The 20907-nt window shown below is 72.4% G+C and carries 24 protein-coding genes and 3 pseudogenes; 21 read left to right on the top strand and 6 right to left on the bottom strand.

What is annotated here, in order from left to right:
• Window positions 1–24 precede the first annotated feature (24 nt).
• Window positions 25–1071: a sigma-70 family RNA polymerase sigma factor gene (locus ACFWBD_RS24000; RefSeq protein WP_385670224.1), complete on the bottom strand. Its 1047-nt coding sequence runs from the start codon at window positions 1069–1071 to the stop codon at window positions 25–27.
• 436 nt (window positions 1072–1507) lie between these two features.
• Here ACFWBD_RS24000 and ACFWBD_RS23995 point away from each other — a divergent pair, with 436 nt between their 5' ends.
• From ACFWBD_RS23995 to ACFWBD_RS23970, 6 genes and pseudogenes are all read left to right on the top strand, one after another.
• Entirely contained in the window at window positions 1508–2341 is an 834-nt protein-coding gene (locus tag ACFWBD_RS23995; RefSeq protein ID WP_385670221.1) for a M55 family metallopeptidase, read from the top strand.
• A 32-nt stretch (window positions 2342–2373) separates the two neighbouring features.
• Window positions 2374–3678 (top strand): M20/M25/M40 family metallo-hydrolase, encoded by a 1305-nt coding sequence (locus tag ACFWBD_RS23990; protein ID WP_385670219.1) that lies wholly within the window; start codon window positions 2374–2376, stop codon window positions 3676–3678.
• A 40-nt stretch (window positions 3679–3718) separates the two neighbouring features.
• Window positions 3719–4507: pseudogene (locus ACFWBD_RS23985) on the top strand (S9 family peptidase); the annotation flags it as partial.
• Window positions 4504–5427 carry an LD-carboxypeptidase gene (locus tag ACFWBD_RS23980; RefSeq protein WP_385670216.1) on the top strand — a complete coding sequence of 308 codons (924 nt, stop codon included), beginning with the start codon at window positions 4504–4506 and terminating at the stop codon, window positions 5425–5427. The pseudogene ACFWBD_RS23985 and the gene ACFWBD_RS23980, both read left to right, overlap by 4 nt.
• A 74-nt stretch (window positions 5428–5501) precedes the next feature.
• A complete protein-coding gene (locus ACFWBD_RS23975) occupies window positions 5502–5750 on the top strand; it encodes a lipopolysaccharide assembly protein LapA domain-containing protein (protein ID WP_385670213.1) in 249 nt (82 codons plus the stop codon).
• A gap of 29 nt (window positions 5751–5779) precedes the next feature.
• Window positions 5780–6331: a GNAT family N-acetyltransferase gene (locus ACFWBD_RS23970; protein WP_385670210.1), complete on the top strand. Its 552-nt coding sequence runs from the start codon at window positions 5780–5782 to the stop codon at window positions 6329–6331.
• Here ACFWBD_RS23970 and ACFWBD_RS23965 read toward each other — a convergent pair.
• Window positions 6303–6650 (bottom strand): DUF6204 family protein, encoded by a 348-nt coding sequence (locus tag ACFWBD_RS23965; protein WP_385670207.1) that lies wholly within the window; start codon window positions 6648–6650, stop codon window positions 6303–6305. The two genes, ACFWBD_RS23970 and ACFWBD_RS23965, sit on opposite strands and share 29 nt — an antisense overlap.
• Window positions 6651–6736: 86 nt before the next feature.
• Window positions 6737–7119 (bottom strand): annotated as a pseudogene (locus ACFWBD_RS23960) (VOC family protein).
• 124 nt (window positions 7120–7243) lie between these two features.
• Here ACFWBD_RS23960 and ACFWBD_RS23955 point away from each other — a divergent pair.
• The 14 genes from ACFWBD_RS23955 (at window position 7244) to ACFWBD_RS23890 (ending at window position 18276) form a co-directional block, all read left to right on the top strand.
• Entirely contained in the window at window positions 7244–7744 is a 501-nt protein-coding gene (locus tag ACFWBD_RS23955; protein ID WP_385670204.1) for a phage holin family protein, read from the top strand.
• A gap of 241 nt (window positions 7745–7985) precedes the next feature.
• Window positions 7986–9749, top strand: coding sequence for an NAD(P)/FAD-dependent oxidoreductase (locus tag ACFWBD_RS23950; RefSeq protein WP_385670201.1), 1764 nt, complete (start codon window positions 7986–7988; stop codon window positions 9747–9749).
• A 4-nt stretch (window positions 9750–9753) separates the two neighbouring features.
• On the top strand, window positions 9754–11610 hold the full coding sequence (locus tag ACFWBD_RS23945) for a transketolase (protein WP_385670198.1): 1857 nt from the start codon (window positions 9754–9756) through the stop codon (window positions 11608–11610).
• On the top strand, window positions 11607–12539 hold the full coding sequence (gene ligD, locus ACFWBD_RS23940) for a non-homologous end-joining DNA ligase (protein ID WP_385670195.1): 933 nt from the start codon (window positions 11607–11609) through the stop codon (window positions 12537–12539). The genes ACFWBD_RS23945 and ligD overlap by 4 nt, the downstream gene beginning before the upstream one ends.
• Window positions 12540–12584: 45 nt before the next feature.
• The gene (gvpO, locus tag ACFWBD_RS23935) at window positions 12585–13085 is read left to right on the top strand and encodes a gas vesicle protein GvpO (RefSeq protein ID WP_385670192.1); all 501 of its coding nucleotides are present in this window, start codon (window positions 12585–12587) and stop codon (window positions 13083–13085) included.
• A 58-nt stretch (window positions 13086–13143) separates the two neighbouring features.
• Window positions 13144–13581 carry a gas vesicle structural protein GvpA gene (locus tag ACFWBD_RS23930; RefSeq protein WP_385670189.1) on the top strand — a complete coding sequence of 146 codons (438 nt, stop codon included), beginning with the start codon at window positions 13144–13146 and terminating at the stop codon, window positions 13579–13581.
• Window positions 13578–14330, top strand: coding sequence for a GvpL/GvpF family gas vesicle protein (locus ACFWBD_RS23925; protein WP_385670186.1), 753 nt, complete (start codon window positions 13578–13580; stop codon window positions 14328–14330). The genes ACFWBD_RS23930 and ACFWBD_RS23925 overlap by 4 nt, the downstream gene beginning before the upstream one ends.
• A gap of 7 nt (window positions 14331–14337) precedes the next feature.
• Complete coding sequence (locus ACFWBD_RS23920) at window positions 14338–14601, top strand: gas vesicle protein GvpG (protein ID WP_385670183.1); 264 nt, start codon at window positions 14338–14340, stop codon at window positions 14599–14601.
• A complete protein-coding gene (locus ACFWBD_RS23915; protein WP_385670180.1) occupies window positions 14598–15413 on the top strand; it encodes a DNA primase in 816 nt (271 codons plus the stop codon). The genes ACFWBD_RS23920 and ACFWBD_RS23915 overlap by 4 nt, the downstream gene beginning before the upstream one ends.
• Window positions 15410–16594 carry an SRPBCC family protein gene (locus ACFWBD_RS23910; RefSeq protein WP_385670177.1) on the top strand — a complete coding sequence of 395 codons (1185 nt, stop codon included), beginning with the start codon at window positions 15410–15412 and terminating at the stop codon, window positions 16592–16594. The genes ACFWBD_RS23915 and ACFWBD_RS23910 overlap by 4 nt, the downstream gene beginning before the upstream one ends.
• Window positions 16591–17010, top strand: coding sequence for a gas vesicle protein (locus ACFWBD_RS23905; RefSeq protein WP_385670174.1), 420 nt, complete (start codon window positions 16591–16593; stop codon window positions 17008–17010). The genes ACFWBD_RS23910 and ACFWBD_RS23905 overlap by 4 nt, the downstream gene beginning before the upstream one ends.
• Entirely contained in the window at window positions 17007–17810 is an 804-nt protein-coding gene (locus ACFWBD_RS23900) for a GvpL/GvpF family gas vesicle protein (RefSeq protein WP_385670171.1), read from the top strand. Before ACFWBD_RS23905 ends, ACFWBD_RS23900 begins: the two co-directional genes overlap by 4 nt.
• Window positions 17807–17995 (top strand): gas vesicle protein, encoded by a 189-nt coding sequence (locus ACFWBD_RS23895; RefSeq protein ID WP_057602494.1) that lies wholly within the window; start codon window positions 17807–17809, stop codon window positions 17993–17995. Before ACFWBD_RS23900 ends, ACFWBD_RS23895 begins: the two co-directional genes overlap by 4 nt.
• Window positions 17992–18276 carry a gas vesicle protein K gene (locus ACFWBD_RS23890; RefSeq protein ID WP_385670168.1) on the top strand — a complete coding sequence of 95 codons (285 nt, stop codon included), beginning with the start codon at window positions 17992–17994 and terminating at the stop codon, window positions 18274–18276. The genes ACFWBD_RS23895 and ACFWBD_RS23890 overlap by 4 nt, the downstream gene beginning before the upstream one ends.
• Before the next feature lie 44 nt (window positions 18277–18320).
• On the opposite strand, the gene ACFWBD_RS23885 is transcribed toward ACFWBD_RS23890, so the two are convergent.
• The 3 genes and pseudogenes from ACFWBD_RS23885 to ACFWBD_RS23875 form a co-directional block, all read right to left on the bottom strand.
• A complete protein-coding gene (locus ACFWBD_RS23885) occupies window positions 18321–18491 on the bottom strand; it encodes a hydrophobic protein (RefSeq protein WP_385670165.1) in 171 nt (56 codons plus the stop codon).
• Window positions 18492–18577: 86 nt separating this feature from the next.
• Complete coding sequence (locus tag ACFWBD_RS23880) at window positions 18578–19399, bottom strand: class I SAM-dependent methyltransferase (RefSeq protein ID WP_385670161.1); 822 nt, start codon at window positions 19397–19399, stop codon at window positions 18578–18580.
• A 134-nt stretch (window positions 19400–19533) separates the two neighbouring features.
• Window positions 19534–20109, bottom strand: a pseudogene (locus ACFWBD_RS23875) (phosphatase PAP2 family protein); the annotation flags it as partial.
• Between the two features lie 68 nt (window positions 20110–20177).
• Here ACFWBD_RS23875 and ACFWBD_RS23870 point away from each other — a divergent pair.
• Entirely contained in the window at window positions 20178–20837 is a 660-nt protein-coding gene (locus tag ACFWBD_RS23870; RefSeq protein WP_385670158.1) for a histidine phosphatase family protein, read from the top strand.
• Window positions 20838–20907: the final 70 nt, after the last annotated feature.

Below are 20907 nucleotides of genomic sequence, written 5' to 3'. Positions count from 1 at the left end.
TCCTGGTCGCCCCCACCTCGTCCGTCAGCCGTCGGCGCCCACGGGTGCGGTGGCGCCGGGCCCGGCGCCCACGGGCTCGGCCCCGATCGTGTCGAGCACCGCGACCTCGATGCCGTCCAGTCGCTCCCGGTCCGCCACCACGTCGATCCCGGTGATCCCGCCCTCCGCGATCGTGAACAGCAGAACCAGCCGCAGCCTGCCGTGCGGCGCCATCGCGAGACCGATCCGGCCGTCGAGCAGGGCGAGGCCGGTGAACCGGGCCCGGCCGGTCGCCGCCATCGCGCCCTCGGCCACGGCCCGGGCGCCGCTGACCGTGATGGGCTCCGGCGTCGGGACGACGAAACGGTCGGCGGTGAGGACCACGTCCGGGTGCAGCAGGGCGAGCAGCGCCTCGAAGTCGCCGCCTCGCGTGGCGGCCAGGAACGCGTCGGCGACCCGGCGTCGACGAGCCCGGTCGGCGGCGCCGGCGGGTGCGCCGGGACCGGGAGTGCCGACGGCGCCGGGGCCGAGGGTGCCGACGGCGCCGGGGCCGAGGGTGCCGGGAGTCCCGGTAGCGCCCGGTGCATCGGGCCCGCCGCCCCTGACGCGGCGGCGGGCGCGGCTGGCCAGTTGCCGTGTCGTGGCCGGAGTCCGGTCGATCATCGGGGCGATGGCGTCGAACGGCACGGCGAACAGGTCGTGCAGCACGAACGCCAGCCGCTCGGCCGGGGCGAGCGTGTCCAGCACGACCAGGAGCGCCACCCCGACCGAGTCGGCGAGCAGCGCCTCCTCCTCGGGGTCGCCGCCGTCCGCCGTTCCGACCGAGGGCTCGGCCACCCCGGCGTCGAGCGGCACCTCGGGCCGCGTTCTTCGCGAGCGGAGCATGTTCAGGCACACCCGGCCCACGACCGTGGTGAGCCACCCGCCGAGGTTCTCCACGTCACCGACGTCCGCCCGGGCCGCCCTGAGCCAGGTCTCCTGCACGGCGTCCTCCGCCTCGCTGAGCGAGCCGAGCATGCGGTAGGCGACGGCCCGCAGATGAGGCCGGGCGGCCTCGAAGCGCTCCGGTGGCAGGGCGGTGTGCGTGGTCATGGCGGGTCCCCGTTCGTGTCACTGCGGTGCAGGCGTATGTGCCCAGATCACCACACGCCGCGGGTCCGCCGCACCCACGTCTCCTCGAACGAAGGAGCCGGTCCGGTCGGCCGGTTGTGCGGCAGCCTGGTCAACAGGGCGGCCGTCCCAGGGCCGCGAGCTGTGCGCGGCCCTTCGCGGACGGGGCGCCGCAGGTGCGCACGACCAGCAGCGGCCCGCGCTCGGCGGCCGCCCCCAGGACGCTCGCGCCGCGCCGGCCCCGGGGGACGTCGTGGGCGCCGGGCAGATGGCCACCGGCGTACTCACCGGGTGGTGCGCACGTCGACGACGGTGAACGCTCGCGGGCGGGCCGCCGCCCGGGCGGGGGAGTCGCTCCCCGGAAAACCGAGGCGCGGCCGGATAGGCTCGGGTCTCCTTGAGAGGACGGGGGCCGGACGTGAAGATCCTCATCAGTGCCGACATGGAGGGCGCCACCGGCGTCACCTGGCCGGCCGACGTACTGCCCGGGGCGCCGGAGTGGCAGCGGTGCCGGTCGATGTTCACCTCGGACGTCAACGCCGCCGTGCTCGGCTTCTTCGACGGCGGGGCGGACGAGGTCCTGGTCAACGAGGCCCACTCGACCATGCGCAACCTGCTCCTCGAGCAGCTCGACGACCGGGTGGAGATGCTCACCGGCCGGCACAAGTCCCTCTCCATGGTGGAGGGCGTCCAGCACGGGGACGTCGACGGCATCGCCTTCGTCGGCTACCACGCGGGCGCTGGCATGGAGGGCGTCCTCGCCCACACCTACCTGGCCAACTCCCTCACCGGCGTCTGGCTGAACGACGTACGGGCCAGCGAGGGGCTGCTCAACGCGCAGGTCGTCGCCGAGTACGGGGTGCCGGTCGTCCTCGTCACCGGCGACGACGTGGCCTGCGAGGACGCGCTCGGGTACGCGCCCGAGGCGTTGAAGGTCGCGGTCAAGGACCATGTCTCCCGGTACGCGGCCGTGTGCCGTACCCCGGCCCGCACCGCCGCCGACATCCGGGCGGCGGCGAAGGAGGCGACACAGCTGGCGGTCCGTCAGGAACCGTTGAAAGGTGGGCCGTTCACGGTCGCCGTGGAGTTCGACGCCGAGCACCTCGCGATGGCGGCCACCGTCGTGCCCGGCGTCGCCCGGGTCGGCGAGCGGAAGATCGCGTACACCAGCGGCACCATGTACGAGGGCATCCGCACCTTCAAGGCGGTCACCACGATCGTCTCGGCCGCGATCGAGGAGCAGTATGGCTGAGGAGCGGGACCGGGGGCAGAGGCGGGAGGGACATGGCTGACGCGCAGGCGCGGGACGAGGTCGTCCGGTTCACCTCCGACCTCATCCGCATCGACACCACCAACCGGGGCGGCGGCGACTGCCGGGAACGGCCCGCCGCCGAGTACGCCGCCGCGTTGCTCGCCGAGGCGGGCATCGAGCCGGTGCTCCTCGAACGCACCCCGGGGCGCACCAACGTCGTCGGGCGGATCGAGGGCACCGACCCGGCCGCGGACGCGCTGCTCGTCCACGGGCACCTGGACGTGGTCCCCGCGCAAGCCGCCGACTGGAGCGTCCACCCCTTCTCGGGGGAGGTACGGGACGGGGTCGTGTGGGGGCGGGGCGCCGTCGACATGAAGAACATGGACGCGATGGTCCTGGCCGTGCTGCGGGCCTGGGCCCGGCAGGGCGTCCGGCCCCGGCGCGACCTCGTCATCGCCTTCACCGCGGACGAGGAGGCCAGCGCCGAGGACGGCGCCGGGTTCCTCGCCGACCGGCATCCGGGACTGTTCGAGGGCTGCACCGAGGCCATCGGCGAATCAGGGGCGTTCACCTTCCACGACGGCGCCGGGCGCGAGCTCTACCCGATCGCCGCGGGCGAGCGCGGCACCGGCTGGCTGAAGCTCACCGCACGCGGCCGCGCCGGACACGGTTCCAAGGTCAACCGGGAGAACGCGGTGACCCGCCTGGCAGCCGCCGTCACGCGCATCGGCGAGCACGAATGGCCCCTGCGGCTCACCCCGACCGTGAGTGCCGCCCTGACCGAACTCGCCGCGCTGTACGGCGTCGACGCCGACCTCCGCGACGTGGACGGTCTGCTGGCGAAGCTCGGACCGGCGGCCGCCCTGGTGGAGGCGACCGTACGCAACAGCGCCAACCCGACCATGCTGGGCGCCGGTTACAAGGTCAACGTGATCCCCGGGGAGGCCGTCGCCCATGTCGACGGCCGCTATCTGCCGGGCGGCGAGGACGAGTTCCGCTCGACGCTCGACCAACTCACGGGCCCCGACGTCGACTGGGAGTACCACCATCGCGAAGTCGCCCTCCAGTCACCGGTGGACGCCCCCCTGTTCGCCCGTATGCGCGCCGCCGTCGAGGAGTTCGCGCCCGAGGGGCACGTGGTGCCGTACTGCATGTCCGGCGGTACGGACGCCAAGCAGTTCTCGCGGCTCGGCATCACCGGCTACGGCTTCGCGCCGCTGAAGCTTCCGGAGGGCTTCGACTACCAGGCCCTCTTCCACGGCGTCGACGAAAGGGTCCCGGTGGAGGCGCTGCGCTTCGGCGTCCGTGTGCTCGACCGGTTCCTGCGGACGGCCTAGGCGAACGGGAGAGAACGTGCAGGTCCTGCCGTACGGTTCCCTCCACGCGCACGTCTACCCGCCCCATCACCCCTGGCAGGTCGCGCCCGGCCACGAACTGCCGCCCTACGTCGTGTGGGCGCACGGCGGGCCCACCGATCGCGCCCCGCTCGTACTGGATCTGGAGATCGCCTACTTCACCTCCCGGGGCATCGGGGTCGTCGAGGTCGACTACGGCGGCTCGACCGGGTACGGGCGGGAGTACCGGGAGCGGCTGCGCGAGCAGTGGGGCGTGGTCGACGTCGAGGACTGCGCGGCCGTGGCCCTGACGCTTGCCGACGAGGGCACCGCCGACCGCCGGCGGCTGGCCGTCCGGGGCGGCAGCGCGGGCGGCTGGACCGCCGCGGTCTCGCTGGCCGGCACCGACGTCTACGCCTGCGGCACGATCCGCTGCCCCGTGCTGGACCTGGTGGGCTGGGCGACGGGGGAGACCCACGACTTCGAGTCGCGCTACCCGGACAGCCTCGTCGGACCGCTCGCGCAGGTGCCCGCCCGGTACGCGGAGCGCTCGCCGATCGAGCACGCCGAACGGATCACCGTGCCGTTCCTGCTCCTCCAGGGGCTGGACGACGTGATCTGCCCGCCCGTCCAGTGCGAGCGGTTCCTGGCCCGACTGACCCGATCGGCCGGGCGGCCGGCGCCGCACGCGTACCTCGCGTTCGAGGGGGAGGGGCACGGGTTCCGGCAGGCGGCCACGACGGTGCGCGCCCTGGAGGCCGAGCTGTCGCTGTACGCTCAGGTGTTCGGGCTGCGCCCGCCCGGAATCCCCAGGTTGGAGCTTGTGCGGTGAAGGAACTCGTGCGGCCGTCCCGGCTCGCCCCCGGCGCCCGGGTCGCGGTCGTCGCGCCCAGCGGGCCGGTCGCGGAGGAGCGGCTGCAGGCCGGCCTCGACCTGTTGCGCGGCTGGGACCTCGACCCGGTGGTCGCCCCCCATGTGCTGGACCGGCACGACCGGCTGCCGCACCTCGCGGGCACCGACGCCGACCGGGCCGCCGACCTCCAGCGCGCCTGGTGCGATCCGGGGGTCGACGCCGTGCTGTGCGCACGCGGCGGCTACGGCGCTCAGCGGATCGTCGACCTGCTCGACTGGGACGCGATGCGGGCGGCCGGACCGAAGGTGTTCGTCGGCTTCAGCGACAGCACCACGCTGCACGAGGCGTTCGCCGTCCGCCTGGGCCTGGTCACGTTGTACGGCCCCGCGGCCGCGGGCATCGACTTCATCAAGAGCGCCCGGGGGCAGGAGCACCTGCGGGCGACCCTGTTCGCTCCGGAGACGGTGCGCACGCTCGCCTCCACCGGTACGGCCATCGCCGCGGGCCGGGCGCGGGGGGTCACCCTGGGCGGCTGTCTGGCGCTGCTGGCCACCGGCTACGGCACCCCGCACACCCGGTCCGTCACCCGCGGCGGGCTGCTGCTGATCGAGGACGTGGGGGAGCGGCCGTACAGCGTCGACCGGGCCCTCACCCAACTCCTGCGCACCGGCTGGCTGGACGGCGTCGCGGGTGTCGCGCTCGGCTCCTGGGACAGGTGCGGCCCCTACGAGGAACTGCGCCCGGTCCTCGTGGACCGGCTCGGCGGCCTCGGCGTCCCCGTCGTCGAGGAGCTCGGGTTCGGCCACTGCGAGGGGGCGCTGACCGTGCCCTTCGGCGTGCCCGCGGTACTCGACGCCGACGAGGGCACACTGACCCTCGACACCCCCGCCCTGCGCTGACCTCCCGGCCGGGGCCTCACCCGGTGGGCGCGCCTCACCGTGCGCGGGCGCGGCCCAGGGACCACGCTGGACGCATGAGCCCGAAGACCTCGAAGGCCCCCGAGAGCGGTCGCAGGAACGAAGCGCTGACGCCGGGCCGGATCGTCGTCCTGGCGCTCGCCGTCCTCACCCTGGTCTTCATCTTCCAGAACACCCGCCCCACGAAGATCCGGCTGCTGATCCCCGAGGTGACGGTGCCGCTGTGGACGGCGCTCCTGGCGATGTTGGTCATCGGCGTCCTGTGCGGCGCCTCCTTCGCGTACTTCAGGAAACGGCGCAGGTGACGCTGTCGTAGGCGTCGTAGGCTGTCCCGATGCCGCACACCGCATCCCGTCACCTCGCCGAGGGCCCCCGCGTGGGCATACGCCACTTCACCTACGAGGACGGGCCGGAGTTCACCGCCCGCGCGCGGGAGAGCAAGGACCTGCACCGCCCGTGGCTGTTCCCGCCGGCCACCGCCGACGCGTACACGGCCTACGCGGGCCGGCTGATCGAGGACCCGTCGAAGGCCGGCTTCCTCGTGTGCACCCTGGAGGACGGGGCGGTCGCCGGATTCGTCAACATCAACAACATCGTCCAGGGGGGCTTCCAGTGCGGCGCACTGGGCTACGGCGCCTTCGCGCACGCGGCCGGGCGCGGGCTGATGCGCGAGGCGCTCGACCTGGTGGTGGGCCACGCGTTCGGGCCGATGCGGCTGCACCGGCTGGAGATCAACGCGCAGCCCGGCAACGTCGCCTCGATCGCCCTCGCCCGCGGCTGCGGCTTCCGCCGGGAGGGGTTCTCCCCGAAGATGATCTACATCGACGGGGAGTGGCGGGACCACGAGCGGTGGGCGATCACCGCCGAGATGCGGACTTCCGGTTGATCTTCATGGTGTCGAGGTCGGTGACCGTCGACCGCAGCCCGGTGAAGCCGTGGCCGAGCTCCCGCAGCGTCGTCTCGGCGCGCTCCTCGGCGAGCGCGCCCGCCATCTCCTCGCCGTCCGCCGCGTCCGACACCACCACGTAGCGCATGGAGAAGGCCTTCAGCGGCGACGGCTCGTACGACAGCGTGCCCTCCTCGGTGAACCGCATGCTCGTCAGACCGTGGTCGGCGGCCTCGGCGAGGAGACGGGCCCGGCTCTCGTCGCCGAGGCCGTCCCAGGTGCCCCGGACGATCACCCGGTAGGTGTGCTGCTCACTCACTGCCGCTCCTTCGTGCTGCCGTCGAACGCCCGACTCTACGTCCGCGACGACCCGCCGCACCCGGAATTTCGCCGGTGCCCGGCGCCTCACGGACCGCGCCGGTCGACGTACTCGTAGACCGCTCCGTCCGGGTGCCGGGCGAGCGGGTTGCGGCCCACCGGCGTCGGTAGCGGGCCGGCGATGACGTCCGCACCCAGTTCGGTGAGGGTCCGGTGGGCCTCCTCGACGTCCGCGACGGCGATCGTCGCGGCCACCTGGCGCAGCAGCTCCAGCTCGGCCGGAGGTCCGCTCATCAGCAGGAAGCAGCCGACCGCGGCCACGTGCACCCGCCCCGCTCGAAGCGGAGCGCGCCGGTGCCCGCCAGCCGCTCGTAGAAGGAGACCGAGGTCTCCAGACCGTCGGCACGGACACGCGGTGTGGCTCCCGGAATGTCCCTGCGGACGAGCGTAGTTGGGGCGGCCGCGGTCAGGTGATCCCTTCACCCGATCCCCGCCCGGCCCCTCCGTGGCCGGTCCGCGGCCCCCTGACCGCCGCTCCGGGTGCGCCGCCGGTCCGTGGAGTTAAGCGTCCATGACAGCGGGTACCCGAGGCCCATGGAGCGCATGGATCACCTGGAGCATCTGGACAAGCATCTGGTCGACGAGCTGGCGCAGGTGGCGCGCGAGACGATCCGCGAGGAGCTGCGCGAGCAGACCCGCAAGCAGCGCCGTACGGCGATGCTCTACGCGGCGTCCGGCGCCGTCGCCCTCTACGCGGGCGCGGCCGTCGCGCTCGCGGTCGGTCTGGCCCTCGGCATCGGTCTGCCGGACTGGGCCGCGGCGCTGATCACCGCCGCGATCCTCGCCGTCGTGGCGTACCTGCTGCGCGGCGCCGCCAGGCCGCACGCGTCGTCCCCGACCACGGCCGGACTCGAGGCCGCACGGGACAAGGGCCACGGGCGGGTCATCGGCGGTACGCCGCCGGCCGGGCCGCCCGGCGGTACCGGGCTGCCGTACCCCCCGATGCCGCCGACCGCGCCCGGCGCGCAGGTGCCGGCACCGGGCGAGGCGCCGCGCGCCGACGACATCGATCCCGAGAGCTCGCACCGGGCCTGACACACGGAGCGCATCCGCCGAAGTGACGCACCCGCGTCACCTGTTCGGCATCCGGCCGGCCCCGCGGCACATGCTGCCGCGGGGCCGGCCGGTGTGTGCGGGCGTCCTCCGGTTCCTCCGGGGGCGTCGCGCTGCGGACAGCGGGCGCCCGCGGGGGCACCGGCGCACGTTTGGCGGCTCCTGCCAGGGGGACGCGGAAACCTTCGTACGACAACCGTCCGAACCCCTTCGGAGGCCCACCGTGAGGCGTCCCCGCATCGTGATCGTCGGAGCCGGCTTCGCCGGGTACCGGACGGCCCGTACTCTGGCGCGGGCGGCCGGAGGCCGGGCCGACATCACTCTGCTCAACCCGACCGACTACTTCCTGTACCTGCCCCTGCTGCCCCAGGTGGCGGCGGGCGTCCTCGAGCCGCGGCGGGTCACCGTCTCCCTCTCGGGGACCCTTCGTGAGGTGCGGCCGGTGCTCGGCGAGGCCGAACACGTCGACCTCGACGCGCGCACCGTCCACTACACGAACCCCGAAGGCGACGAGGGCACGCTCGGCTACGACCGGCTCGTGCTCGCCGCCGGCAGCGTCAACAAGCTGCTGCCCATCCCCGGGGTCGCCGAGCACGCGCACGGGTTCCGTGGCCTGCCCGAAGCCCTCTACCTGCGCGATCACCTCACCCGGCAGGTGGAGTTGGCCGCCTCCGGCGACAACGCGGGCGAACGTGCGGCGCGTTGTACGTTCGTCGTGGTCGGCGCGGGCTACACCGGTACCGAAGTCGCCGCACAGGGGCAGCTGTTCACCGACGCGCTGGTCCGCGCCCACCCCCTGCGCCGGGGCATGCGGCCGCGCTGGCTGCTCCTCGACACCGCGTCGCGCGTCCTGCCCGAACTGGACGAACGGCTCTCCCGCACCGCCGACCGGGTGCTGCGCGAACGAGGCGTCGAGGTGCGCATGGGAACGTCCGTCAAGGAGGCCACCCGTGACGGAGTCCTGCTGACCGACGGCGAGTTCGTCGACACCCGCACCCTGGCGTGGTGCGTGGGCGTACGGCCCGATCCGCTCGCGGAGTCGCTCGGGCTGCCCATGGAACGCGGGCGGTTGCTCGTCGAACCGACGCTTCAGGTGCCGGGCAGGCCCGAGGTGTTCGCGTGCGGCGACGCGGCCGCCGTACCGGATCTGGAGCGGCCCGGGGAGTACACGCCGATGACCGCGCAGCACGCGTGGCGGCAGGGCAAGGTGGCCGGGCAGAACGTCGCCGCCTCTCTCGTCGAGGGCGGCGGTCCGGCCGGGCTGCGGCCGTACCGGCACAAGGACATGGGCTTCGTCGTGGACCTGGGCGGGGTGCAGGCCGCCGCCAATCCGCTCGGCGTCCACCTGTCCGGCCCCGCGGCCGGCGTGGTCGCCCGTGGCTACCATCTCGCCGCCATGCCCGGCAACCGTGTGCGCGTCGCCGCCGACTGGCTGTTGGACGCCGTACTCCCGCGCCAGGACGTCCAGTTGGGCCTCGTCCGGTCCTGGTCGGTGCCGCTGGACACGGCGTCGCCGGAACTGGCACGGGTACCGGGAGACCACAAGCGCGAGCCGACCGCTTCCGGCCCCGGCGCGGCCACCGAGGAGGACGTGAACGCCGGGAACGACTCGGACGACGCGGACCACAGGAACACCGACCACAGGAACACCGACCACAGGAACACCGACGACAGGAATGAGGGGAACGACATGAACGACGTGAACAAGGCGAATGGCGGGTCCGGCGAGAAGCATCCCTCCCCGGAGGACGGCTCCCAGTCGATCGACGCGCCGACACCCGAGGTGGGACGGCACGGCGGCGAGGCCGGGTCCCGTGCGGGCCGGTCGTCGCCGGAGGACGGCTCCCAGTCGATCACCTCGCCGACACCGGAGGTGGGGCAGCACAGTTCCGGACCGGCGACCGCGCACGACGACGAGAGCGCCGCCGAGCCGGCCCCCGCCGAGCGCGGCGACTCCCGCGACGCAGAAGCAGAAGGAGAAAAGTAGCCTGATGGACACCGCCGAACTCAGCGAACTCGGACAGCAGTTGCGGGTCGACAGTGTGCGCGCCTCCGCCGCCGCGGGGTCCGGGCATCCGACGTCCTCGATGTCGGCCGCGGACCTGATGGCCGTCCTGCTCGCGAACCACTTCCGCTACGACTTCGACCGCCCGGCGCACCCGGGCAACGACCGCTTCGTCCTCTCGAAGGGCCATGCCTCCCCCCTGCTGTACTCGGCCTACAAGGCAGCCGGGGCCATCGACGACGCGGAGCTCCTGACCTTCCGCGAACTCGGCAGCCGACTCGAGGGACACCCCACCCCGCAGCGGCTGCCGTGGGTCGAGACGGCCACCGGCTCGCTCGGCCAGGGGCTTCCGGTGGGCGTCGGCATCGCGCTGGCCGGGAAGCGGCTGGACCGCACCGCGAACCGCGTGTGGGTGCTGTGCGGGGACAGTGAGATCGCCGAGGGCTCGGTGTGGGAGGCGGCCGAGCACGCGGGCCACGAACACCTCGACAACCTCACGGTGATCGTCGACGTCAACCGGCTCGGCCAGCGCGGCCCCACCCGGCACGGCCACGACCTCGGCGCCTACGCCCGCCGCTTCCAGGCGTTCGGCTGGCACACGATCGAGATCGACGGGCACGACGTGGACGCCGTCGACCGCGCCTACGGCGAGGCGGCCGCCACCCTGGGGCAGCCCACCGCGGTCCTCGCCCGCACCCTCAAGGGCAAGGGCGTCCGGTCCGTCGAGGACCGCGAGGGCCTGCACGGCAAGCCGCTGCCCGACGCCGACGAGGCGATCGAGGAACTGGGCGGCATCCGTGATCTGCGGGTCCATGTGCACGAGCCGGCCGACGCCCGCATGCTGCACTCCGTCCCGACCGGGCCCCTCGTCCTGCCCCGCTGGGACGGGGAGGACCGCGAGAAGGGCGTGGCGACGCGTGACGCCTACGGCAAGGCCCTCGCCGCGCTCGGCGCCGCCCGCGAGGACATCGTCGCCCTCGACGGCGAGGTGAGCGACTCCACCCGCGCCGAGGCCTTCGCCAAGGAGCACCCCGACCGGTTCTTCGAGTGCTACATCGCCGAACAGCAGCTCGTCGCCGCCGCGGTTGGCCTCGCGACGCGCGGCTGGGTGCCGTACGCCTCGACGTTCGCGGCCTTCCTGACCCGGGCCCACGACTTCGTCCGGATGGCCGCGGTCAGTGGGGCCGGCATCAACCTCGTCGGCTCGCACGCGGGGGTCGCCATCGGGCAGGACGGGCCCTCGCAGATGGGCCTGGAGGACCTGGCGATGTTCCGGGCCGTGCACGGTTCGACCGTGCTGTACCCGTGCGACCCCCACCAGACCGCCCGGCTCGTCAGCGCCATGGCCGGCCTGGACGGCGTCCGCTATCTGCGCACCTCACGCGGGGCCTACCCGGTGCTCTACGGGCCGGACGAGGAGTTCCCCGTCGGCGGCAGCAAGGTACTGCGCTCCTCCGACCGGGACCGGCTGACGATCGTCGCGGCCGGCGTCACCGTGCACGAGGCGCTGAAGGCCGCCGAGGCGCTCGACGGCGAGGGCATCGCGGTCCGGGTGATCGACCTGTACTCGGTCAAGCCCGTCGACCGGGCCACGCTGCGGCGGGCCGCCGAGGAGACCGGTCTGCTGCTGAGCGTGGAGGACCATCACGAGCAGGGGGGACTCGGGGACGCGGTCCTCGACGCCTTCCTCGACGGGCGGCCGGTGCCCCGGCTGGTGCGGCTGGCCGTCCGGACGATGCCCGGCTCGGCGAGCCCGGCCGAGCAGCTGCACGCCGCGGGCATCGACGCCGAGTCGATCGCCGCGTCCGCCCGGCTGCTGGTGGAGCAGGCGATCGTGCCGTGAGCGGGGACGACGTGCGGAGGGTGCGGGTGGGCCGCCGCAGCGTCGAGGTCCACCGGCCGGACAAGGTGCTCTTCCCGGGCGGCGGGGCGGCGAAGCAGTACACGAAGGGCGACCTCGCCGCGTACTACCGGTCGGTCGCCGCGTTCATGGTTCCGCAGCTGCGTGGCCGGCCGCTGATGCTGGAACGGCATCCGGACGGGATCGACGGGCCCCGCTTCATGCAGAAGAACACCCCCGAGCACTACCCGGAGTGGATCACGCGGGCCGAGGTGGCCAAGGAGGACGGCACCGTCCGCCACACGGTCTGCGACAACTCGGCCACCCTGGTCCATCTCGCCGACCAGGCGTGCCTCACCCTGCACCGCTGGCTGTCGCGGGTCGGCCGGGTCGACCGTCCGGACCTGATGGTCTTCGACCTCGACCCGGCCGACGGCTCCCGCTTCGCCGCCGTCCGGGAGGCCGCCGAACGGCTCGGCGAGCTCCTCGACGAGCTGCGGCTGCCTTCGGCCCTGATGACGACGGGCTTGCGCGGACTGCACGTCGTCGTCCCGGTCGACGGGCACGACGGCTTCGACGAGGTGCGCGGCTTCGCCCGGGACGCCGCCGAGCTGCTCGTCGCGGAGCACCCCGACCGGCTGACCACGGCCGCCCGCAAGAAGGACCGAGGGGACCGGCTCTACCTGGACGTGCAGCGCAACGGCTACGCGCAGACCGCCGTCGCCCCCTTCGCGGTGCGCGCGCTGCCCGGGGCGCCCGTCGCCACGCCCATCACCTGGGAGCAACTGCGCGATCCGGAGCTCGGCCCGCGCCGCTGGACCATCGCCGACGCCGCCGAGCAGGCCCGCGCCCGTCCCTGGTCGGGGCTGACGGGCCGCGGGCGCGCCCTGGGCCCGGCCCGGCGCCGGCTCGACGCACTCCGTTCCGCGTGAAGGTTTGACCAAGAGCCTTTGGGCCACACGGAAGGAGAGGTGGCCATGGTGAACACAAGAAGCACATCGCAGTCACATACGTCACGCCATTCGCATAACACACGTGAATCACCCGAATCTCAAAATTCGCAAAGTTCACGAACTCCGCAGAGTTCGCGGAGTTCACAAAAACCGAAGAGGCCTCAGGGACCTCAGAGACCGCGAAGTTCGCAGAGTCCGGAGAGTGCGCGGACTCCGACGCGCAAGGAAGGCAGGGACGACGTGGCGGACGACCGGCCGAGCCCCATGGAGGTGCTGCGCGAGGCGCGTGCCCAGCTCACGGAGCTCACGGGGATGACCGCCGAGAGCGTCTCGTCCTTCGAGCAGACAGAGGACGGCTGGTCCCTGGACGTCGAGGTCCTGGAGCTCTCTCGCGTGCCCGACACGATGAGCCTGATGGCGAGCTACCAGGTCGATCTCGATCCCGGGGGACAGCTCACCGGCTATCGGCGCGTTCGCCGCTACGAGCGCGGGCGCTCCGACGCACACCGGCAGGGCGGCCGTTAGGCCGCCGGCCCGCAGTCATTCCCGATCATCCAATCCCAGACAAGGAGGCGCGGTCGACATGACCGTTGTTCCGGCCCAACAGTCCGGCGGTGGAGGCGGCTCCAGTGGCCTCTACGACGTGCTGGAGCTCGTCCTCGACAAGGGTCTCGTCATCGACGCGTTCATACGGGTTTCCCTGGTCGGAATCGAGATCCTGAAGATCGATGTACGGGTCGTGGTGGCCAGCGTCGACACCTACCTGCGCTTCGCCGAGGCGTGCAACCGCCTGGACCTGGAGGCGGGGCCGCGCAAGAGCCCGGGCCTGCCCGACCTGGTCGGCGAGATCACCGAGTCCGGCGCGCGCGGCAAGTCCAAGGGCGCGCTGTCCGGCGCCGCGGAGACCATCTCCGGCGCCTTCAAGCAGGCCCGTGACGAGGGTTCCTCCGAGGAGGAGCGGGCGCCCCGGCCGCGGGCCCGCAAGAGCACCACCGCGCGCAGGAAGGAGGAGCAGGAGTGAGCACCTACGTGTACGGCATCGTCGCCGGCTCGCACCCCGCCCTTCCGGACAGCCTGGTCGGCGTCGGCGATCCGGCCCTGCCGGTGCGCGTCCTGAAGGAGGGCGCACTGGCGGCGGTCGTCAGCGACGCCCCCGAGGGGCTGCGGCCCAAACGCAGGGAGCTGCTCGCCCACCAGACCGTGCTCGCCGAGGCGGGCGCCGACGGCTGCGTGCTGCCCATGCGGTTCGGCAGCGTCGCCCCCGACGACAGTTCCGTCACCGGGGTCCTCGCCGAGCGCACCGAGCACTACGAGGAGCGCCTGCGGGCCCTCGACGGCAAGGTCGAGTACAACATCAAGGCCTCGCACGTCGAGGAGGCCGTCCTGCATCTGGTGATGGCCGAGAATCCCGAACTGCGCGGCCTCGCGGAGGCCAACCGGCAGTCTGGCGGCGGCAGTTACGACCAGAAGATCCAGCTCGGCGAGATGGTGGCCGCCGCGGTCAAGGCCAAGGAGGCCGAGGACGCGGCCGACGTGCGGCAGAACCTCGAGTCGCTGGCCGCGGCCACCAGCGTGGGCCCCGAGTCCACCGGCTGGCTGGTCAACGTCTCGTTCCTGGTGGACCGCGACTCGGCTGCCCGGTTCCTGGAGGCCGCGGAGGACCTGCGCAAGGGCCGTCCGCACCTTGAACTGCGGGTCAACGGGCCGCTGCCGCCGTACAGCTTCGTCGAGCCCGGTCCGGCCGCACCGGCGGGCGCCACCACGGAGTAGGTGCGCCATGGGACTCATTTCAGAGGTGCTGTTGCTGCCGTTCGCCCCGGTGCGCGGTAGTGGCTGGGTGATCGGGCAGGTGGTCAAGGAGGCCGAGCGGATCTATTACGACCCCGCCACGGTCCGGGCCGAACTCGCACGTCTGGAAGAGCGGTTGGACGCCGGCGAGATCACCGAGGAGGAGTTCGACCAGCAGGAGGACGAACTCCTCGACCGGCTGGAGAGCGCGACGCGCAGAGGCGCGGGAACGGACGACGGGTGGACAGGATGAATCGAACGGCATTGGGTCTCGCGGTCGGGGCCGGGTACCTCCTCGGACGGACCAAGAAACTGAAACTGGCTTTCGCCGTCGGCTCCTTGGTGGCCGGCAAGCGGATGAACCTGACTCCCAAGGGCATCGCGGACCTGGTCTCTCAGCAGCTGAAGGACAATCCGCAGTTCAAGGAGATCGGGGACCAGCTGCGCCAGGACCTGCGCGGGGTCGGCAAGGCCGCCTCCGGCGCCATGGTCGAGCGGCAGATCGACGCGCTCGCGGACCGGCTGCACGGCCGCACCGCCGAGGTGCGCGACCAGCTCGAGGGCGTCGTGCCCGGCGAGGACGCGGACGACGAGGCGGACGAGGAGTACGAGGAGCCTCAGGACGCCGAGGAGTCTGAGGAGGCCGAAGAGGACGAGGAGCCTGAGGACACCGAGGAGCCTCAGGACACCGAGGAGTCTGAGGACCTCGAGGAGGACGGGGAGCCTCAGGACGCCGACGAGCCTCAGGACGCCGAGGAGGACGAGGAGCCTCAGGACGCCGACGAGGACGAGGACGAGGAAGAGGAAGAGGAAGAAGAGGAACCGCCGAGGAAGACGGCGAAGAAGGCGCCGGCGAAGAAGACGGCCAAGAAGGCTCCCGCCAAGAAGGCCCCCGCGAAGAAGGCGCCCGCGAAGAAGGCGCCCGCGAAGAAGGCCCCGGCCGCCCGCACGCCGGCCGCGAAGAAGACCGCGTCCGCCAGGAAGACGGGCACGAGGACCGCAGCGAAGACCGCCTCGGGTACGGCCTCCCGGGCCCGGCGGCCGAAGGGAGGCGGTGACCGATGACCGAGACCCTCGGATCCGCCAAGTCCGCGACGTCCGCGGCCGGCAAGGCGGAGGGCGGAAACCCGCTCTCCGGCATCGCTCACAGCGAGGCCGCCGACCGGCTGAAGGAAGAGGTGCAGGAGTACTTCGCCGCGCAGGCCACGCGGCTGCTGTCCGGCGTCGGCCACAAGCTCGGGGACACCACGGCCAAGCTCAACGACATCGCCGAGGGCAACAGCCCGGGCTTCGCCAAACTCGCCCTCGAAGGCGGTCGCAAGGTCGCCGAGGGCAAGGGGCCGCTGCGCAGCGCGCTGGAGCTCGGTGGCTCACGGGTGAAGGACAAGGTGACCAGCGCGTTCAAGAACCTCGGTGGCAAGGGCGGCAAGGGCAAGAAGAGCGCGGGCAAGAAGCCGACCGTGATCATGGAGACGATCGACGTCGGCGTGCCGCTGCGCACCGCCTACGACCAGTGGACGCAGTACCAGGACTTCAGCACCTTCGCGAAGGGCGTCAAGAGCGCGAACCGCGCCGACGACACCACCAGCGACTGGCAGGCGAAGGTCTTCTGGTCCAACCGCAGCTGGAAGGCGAAGACCACCGAACAGGTGCCGGACGACCGGATCGCCTGGACGTCGGAGGGCGCCAAGGGCACGACGAAGGGCGTCGTCTCCTTCCACGAGCTCGCCGAGAACCTCACCCGGATCCTGCTGGTCATCGAGTACTACCCCACGGGGCTGTTCGAGAAGACCGGCAACATCTGGCGTGCCCAGGGCCGCCGTGCCCGCCTCGACCTGAAGAACTTCGCCCGCTTCATCACCATCAAGGGGGAGGCGGAGGACAGCTGGCGCGGTGAGATCCGCGACGGCGAGGTCGTCACGTCCCACGAGGACGCGATCGCCGAGGAGGACGAGGAGAACGAGGAGAACGAGGAGAACGGCGAGTCCGAGGACGGCGCCGAGGCGCGGGATGCCGAGGACGGCCGCCCGGAGGACGATGAGGGCTACGAGGACGAGGGCCCGTACGCCGAGGACGAGGAAGCGGAGGACGAGGAGGCGGAGCCCGAGGGCGAGTACGCGGAGGAGGAAGAAGGCGAGGAGGACGAGCCTGAGGCCGCCGAGGACGAGTACGAGGAGTACGACGAGGAGGAGCCCGAGGAGGAGCCTGAGGAGGAGCCCCGGGCCAAGGGCAGGAACCGGCGATGAGCATGCCGAGCCGGATGCCGGAGCCGTACGGCCAGGGCGGCGGAGCCAACCTCGCCGACATCCTGGAACGCGTCCTCGACAAGGGCATCGTCATCGCGGGCGACATCCGGATCAACCTGCTCGACATCGAACTGCTCACCATCAAGCTCCGCCTCATCGTCGCCTCGGTCGACAAGGCCAAGGAGATGGGCATCGACTGGTGGGAGGACGACCCGGCCCTCTCCTCCGGCGCCCGACGCAACGAACTCGCGCGTGAGAACGCCGATTTGCGGGAGCGCCTGGCGCGGCTGGAGGAACTGGAGCTGGGCCGCGCCCCGGAGGAGAGCCGTGCCCTGAAGGAGGGCCGTGGTCCGAAGGAGGGCCGCGCCCCCGCGGAGAGCCGCGCCCCGAAGGACGTCCGAGAGGAGTCACCATGACCGGACTGCGTTATGTGTACGCCGTCTGTCACCCCCTCGGCGCGCCCCTCCAGGCCGCCCTGTCGGGGGTGGCGGGCGATCCGCCCAGGCTGCTCACCCACCGCGGCCTGATCGCCGTGGTCAGCCATGTGCCGGAGCGGGACTTCGCTCAGGAGCCGCTCCGGCACCGTCTGGAGGACCTGGACTGGCTGACGGAGACCGCCCGCGCCCATCAGCAGGTGATCGACGCCCTCACGGCCGTCACCACTCCGCTGCCGCTCCGGCTCGCCACGGTGTTCCGGGACGACAGCGGCGTCCGCGTGATGATGGAGGAGCGCGAGGACGACTTCCGGCGCGTCCTGGACCGGCTCGCGGGGCGGGTCGAATGGGGCGTGAAGGTGTATGTCGAGCCCGAGGCGCAGGAGGCCCGGCAGGCGGTGACGAAGCCGTCTTCGGGCCGGGACTACCTGATGCAGCGGCGCACGAAGGCCCGGGCCCACGACGACACCTGGCAGCGTGCCGAGCGGTTCGCCGGCACTCTCCACGAGAAGTTGTCCGCGCACGCCGAGGACGCCCGCCTCCACCCGCCGCAGAACTCCGCCCTTTCCAAGGCGTCCGGCCAGAATGTGCTGAACGCCGCCTATCTCGTTCCGCGTGCGGAGTCCGAGGAATTCGTGGAAATGGTGGACCGCACCAAGGGGGAGGAATCCGGAATGCGGGTGGAACTCACGGGGCCCTGGGCGGCCTATTCCTTCGTGGAGTCCGCCGGTGAGGCGGGCGCCGTGGACCTGGGCGCCGTGGAGCCGGGGGAGGACGCATGACCGTCGTGGAGCGCCGTGAGGTGGCCCTTGTCGACCTGCTCGACCGGCTGCTGGCCGGCGGGGTCGTCATCACGGGGGACATCACACTGCGCATCGCGGACGTCGACCTCGTCCGCATCGACCTCAACGCACTGATCAGCTCCGTCAATGAGCAAGTACCGTCGCCATGGGGGGAGTCGCTGTGACCGAACGCCGCAACCATCTCGACCTCGAGCCCGACACCGTCGAGCGCGATCTGGTGAAACTCGTCCTGACCGTCGTGGAGTTGCTGCGCCAGCTGATGGAACGGCAGGCGCTGCGCCGCTTCGACACGGGCGACCTGAACGAGGAGCAGGAGGAGCGGATCGGGCTCACTCTGATGCTGCTCGACGACCGCATGGCCGAGTTGCGCGACCGCTACGGACTGCGGCCCGAGGACCTGAATCTGGACCTCGGGCCGCTGGGACCGCTGCTTCCCCGGGAGTGAGTCGCTCGGCTCCCGGGAAGCAGGTGTTGCTTCGCCGCCTCAGTTCACCACCTGTACCAGCGACCCCTGCCTCCCGCGGAATTGGTTCCGCGAACCAGGAAGCCGAGCAGCCAGACAACGAGAACCGCGAGTGCGATCCACCAGAGCAACTTCACCGCGAATCCGGCGCCGAAGAGAATCAGCACCAGCAGCAGAACCAGCAGAACGGGAACCATAGTGTCAACCTCCTGCAATGCGGGTTTCCCGGATTGCGGAAATCATTCGCACTTCATTCACGAGCCCTCCGTGAACCGTTCGCGGATCAGGTCGCCTTTCGGCACAGGATCTCCGCGTGCAGGACGCTGAACCAGCCGTCCTCCCGCCGCCCCCATTCCCGCCAGGCCTGCGACACGGCGCGCAGTTCCTCCACGGTGGCGTGCCCGCCCTGCGTGGCGCGCTCCGCGTACGCCGACGCCACCGTGCGGTCGGCCCACAGGCCGCTCCACCAGGCCCGCTCCTCGGCGGTGCTGAAGGTCCAGGTGGCGGAGGTGGCCGTGATGTCGGTGAACCCCGCGGTCAGCGCCCAGGACTTCAGCCGGCGCCCGGCGTCCGGTTCGCCGCCGTTGGCCCGGGCCACCCGGCGGTACAGGTCCAGCCAGTCGTCCATCCCGGACGATGCGGGATACCAGGTCATCGCCGCGTAGTCCGAGTCGCGGACCGCGACGTAGCCGCCCGGCTTCGTCACCCGCAGCATCTCGCGCAGCGCCTGGACCGGGTCGCCCACGTGCTGGAGCACCTGATGGGCGTGGACGACGCAGAAGGTGTCGTCCGGGTAGGCCAGGGCGTGTACGTCGGCGGCCGCGAAGTCGATGTTGGTCAGACCCCGCTCGGCGGCCGTGGCCCGCGCCTGCTCCAGGATCCCCGGCGCGTGGTCGACGCCGGTGACGTGTCCGGCGGGGACCAGGGCGGCCAGGTCGGCGGTGATGGTGCCGGGGCCGCAGCCGATGTCCAGGATCCTCATGTGGGGCTTCAGTGAACCGAGCAGGTAGGCCGCGGAGTTGGCGGCGGTCCGCCAGGTGTGCGAACGCAGCACCGACTCGTGGTGTCCGTGCGTGTAGACGGCCGTCTCCTGTGCTTTCGGCATGGCTCTGCCCCTTCTCGACGAACCGGGTCCCCGGTTCCCTCACCGTACGCCGGTGCTCGGATGGTGAGACCATTCGTCTTGCGATGTGGTCTGACGATGCGTCAGTGGTCGTCCGTGTCCCGGTGGCTTCGCCGACGGAGGCGCGCGACGTGCCGGACGGCGAACGCGGCGCCCACGCCCAGCGCCGCGCCGGCGAGCACGTCGCTCGGGAAGTGGACGCCCGTGTACACCCGGGACATCGCCACCGAGAACGCGACCGGCGCCACCACCGCCCCCCACACCGGCGACTCCAGGGCGACCCCGGCCGCGAAGGCCGCCGCCGACGCGGAGTGACCTGACGGGAAGGAGGTGGTGATCGGCTGCCGCTTCAGCCGCCGTCCCCGGGGCACCGCGTCCAGCACGGGCCGGGACCGGTGCACCGAGCGCTTGCCGAGGGTGTTGATGGTGAGGGAGGCAAGGCCGAGGGAGGTCAGCCCGCGCACGGCGGCGCGGCGGGCCCGGGGCGTGCCGGACACCGCGAGGGCCGCCGCCGTCGCGAACCAGAGCACGCCGTGGTTCGCGCTGCGGCTCAGCCGCGGCAGGACCGGCTCGGCGGCCGGCCAGTGCCGCTCGGCGGCGAACGCGAACACCCGGTCGTCGAGGGTGAGAAACAGATCGCGCAGGCCGTGCCGGCCGGGCTTCAGGACGGTGAGATCGACGTCGGACATCATGCGCTGCGGGTACCCTGAAGTGGCCGTTTCTTGTGCGGGGGCGGCATTCGACACCGGAGGGTCACTGCATGCGACTGCTGCTCGTCCGCCACGGCCAGACCCCCACGAACGTGGACTACCTGCTCGACACCGCCGTCCCCGGACCCGGCCTCACCGAACTCGGGTCACAGCAGGCCGCCGCCCTGCCGCAGGCCCTCGCCGACGAGGACATCGAGACCCTCTACGCCTCCACCCTCGTGCGCACCCGGCTCACCGCCGCCCCGCTGGCCGCCGCCCGCGGCCTCGACGTCCTCGTCCGCGACGGCATCCGGGAGATCTCCGCGGGCGACCTGGAGATGGTGCCCGGCGACTCCGAGCGCGGCGAGCTCTACCTGCGCACGGTCTTCGCCTGGGCGGCGGGCGACGTCGAGCTGCGCATGCCGGGCGGGGAGAGCGGCACCGAGTTCCTGGCGCGGTACGACGCCGTGGTCGCCGAGGCCGCGGCGAGCGGCGCGGGAACCGTCGCGATGGTCAGCCACGGCGCCGCGATCCGCGCCTGGGCGGCCACCCGCGCCGTCAACGTCGACGTCCCCTACGCCGCCGTCCACCGCCTCGCCAACACCGGCACCGTCGTCCTCGACGGCTCCCCGGCCGACGGCTGGAAGGCCCTGTCCTGGGCGGGCGCGACGGTCGTGCCCGCAGGGGAGGGCGGCCCGGCGGGACAGCCGGTGACAGGGGCCGGCGGCTGACGGGCGACGGCGTGCCTTCCCCGGCCCGCGGCGCATAACGGTTTGCCGCATCCCGTGGGCGGACCGCAGA

Origin of the sequence: Streptomyces sp. NPDC060002 (genome assembly GCF_042737245.1) — a bacterium.
GTDB lineage: Bacteria > Actinomycetota > Actinomycetes > Streptomycetales > Streptomycetaceae > Streptomyces.
Note: the sequence above shows the minus strand (reverse complement) of the source record. Positions and strands in the feature narration are given on the sequence as shown.

What these genes read in the sequence shown, in the direction of transcription:
- ACFWBD_RS23910 (WP_385670177.1), top strand. Translation starts at nt 15,410, where the DNA reads ATGACCGAGACCCTCGGATCCGCCAAGTCCGCGACGTCCGCGGCCGGC.
- gvpO (WP_385670192.1), top strand. Translation starts at nt 12,585, where the DNA reads ATGGTGAACACAAGAAGCACATCGCAGTCACATACGTCACGCCATTCG.
- ACFWBD_RS23905 (WP_385670174.1), top strand. Translation starts at nt 16,591, where the DNA reads ATGAGCATGCCGAGCCGGATGCCGGAGCCGTACGGCCAGGGCGGCGGA.
- ACFWBD_RS23900 (WP_385670171.1), top strand. Translation starts at nt 17,007, where the DNA reads ATGACCGGACTGCGTTATGTGTACGCCGTCTGTCACCCCCTCGGCGCG.
- ACFWBD_RS24000 (WP_385670224.1), bottom strand. Translation starts at nt 1,071, where the DNA reads ATGACCACGCACACCGCCCTGCCACCGGAGCGCTTCGAGGCCGCCCGG.
- ACFWBD_RS23895 (WP_057602494.1), top strand. Translation starts at nt 17,807, where the DNA reads ATGACCGTCGTGGAGCGCCGTGAGGTGGCCCTTGTCGACCTGCTCGAC.
- ACFWBD_RS23955 (WP_385670204.1), top strand. Translation starts at nt 7,244, where the DNA reads ATGGAGCGCATGGATCACCTGGAGCATCTGGACAAGCATCTGGTCGAC.
- ACFWBD_RS23945 (WP_385670198.1), top strand. Translation starts at nt 9,754, where the DNA reads ATGGACACCGCCGAACTCAGCGAACTCGGACAGCAGTTGCGGGTCGAC.
- ACFWBD_RS23930 (WP_385670189.1), top strand. Translation starts at nt 13,144, where the DNA reads ATGACCGTTGTTCCGGCCCAACAGTCCGGCGGTGGAGGCGGCTCCAGT.
- ACFWBD_RS23975 (WP_385670213.1), top strand. Translation starts at nt 5,502, where the DNA reads ATGAGCCCGAAGACCTCGAAGGCCCCCGAGAGCGGTCGCAGGAACGAA.
- ACFWBD_RS23885 (WP_385670165.1), bottom strand. Translation starts at nt 18,491, where the DNA reads ATGGTTCCCGTTCTGCTGGTTCTGCTGCTGGTGCTGATTCTCTTCGGC.
- ACFWBD_RS23915 (WP_385670180.1), top strand. Translation starts at nt 14,598, where the DNA reads ATGAATCGAACGGCATTGGGTCTCGCGGTCGGGGCCGGGTACCTCCTC.
- ACFWBD_RS23870 (WP_385670158.1), top strand. Translation starts at nt 20,178, where the DNA reads ATGCGACTGCTGCTCGTCCGCCACGGCCAGACCCCCACGAACGTGGAC.
- ACFWBD_RS23920 (WP_385670183.1), top strand. Translation starts at nt 14,338, where the DNA reads ATGGGACTCATTTCAGAGGTGCTGTTGCTGCCGTTCGCCCCGGTGCGC.
- ACFWBD_RS23990 (WP_385670219.1), top strand. Translation starts at nt 2,374, where the DNA reads ATGGCTGACGCGCAGGCGCGGGACGAGGTCGTCCGGTTCACCTCCGAC.
- ACFWBD_RS23880 (WP_385670161.1), bottom strand. Translation starts at nt 19,399, where the DNA reads ATGCCGAAAGCACAGGAGACGGCCGTCTACACGCACGGACACCACGAG.
- ACFWBD_RS23970 (WP_385670210.1), top strand. Translation starts at nt 5,780, where the DNA reads ATGCCGCACACCGCATCCCGTCACCTCGCCGAGGGCCCCCGCGTGGGC.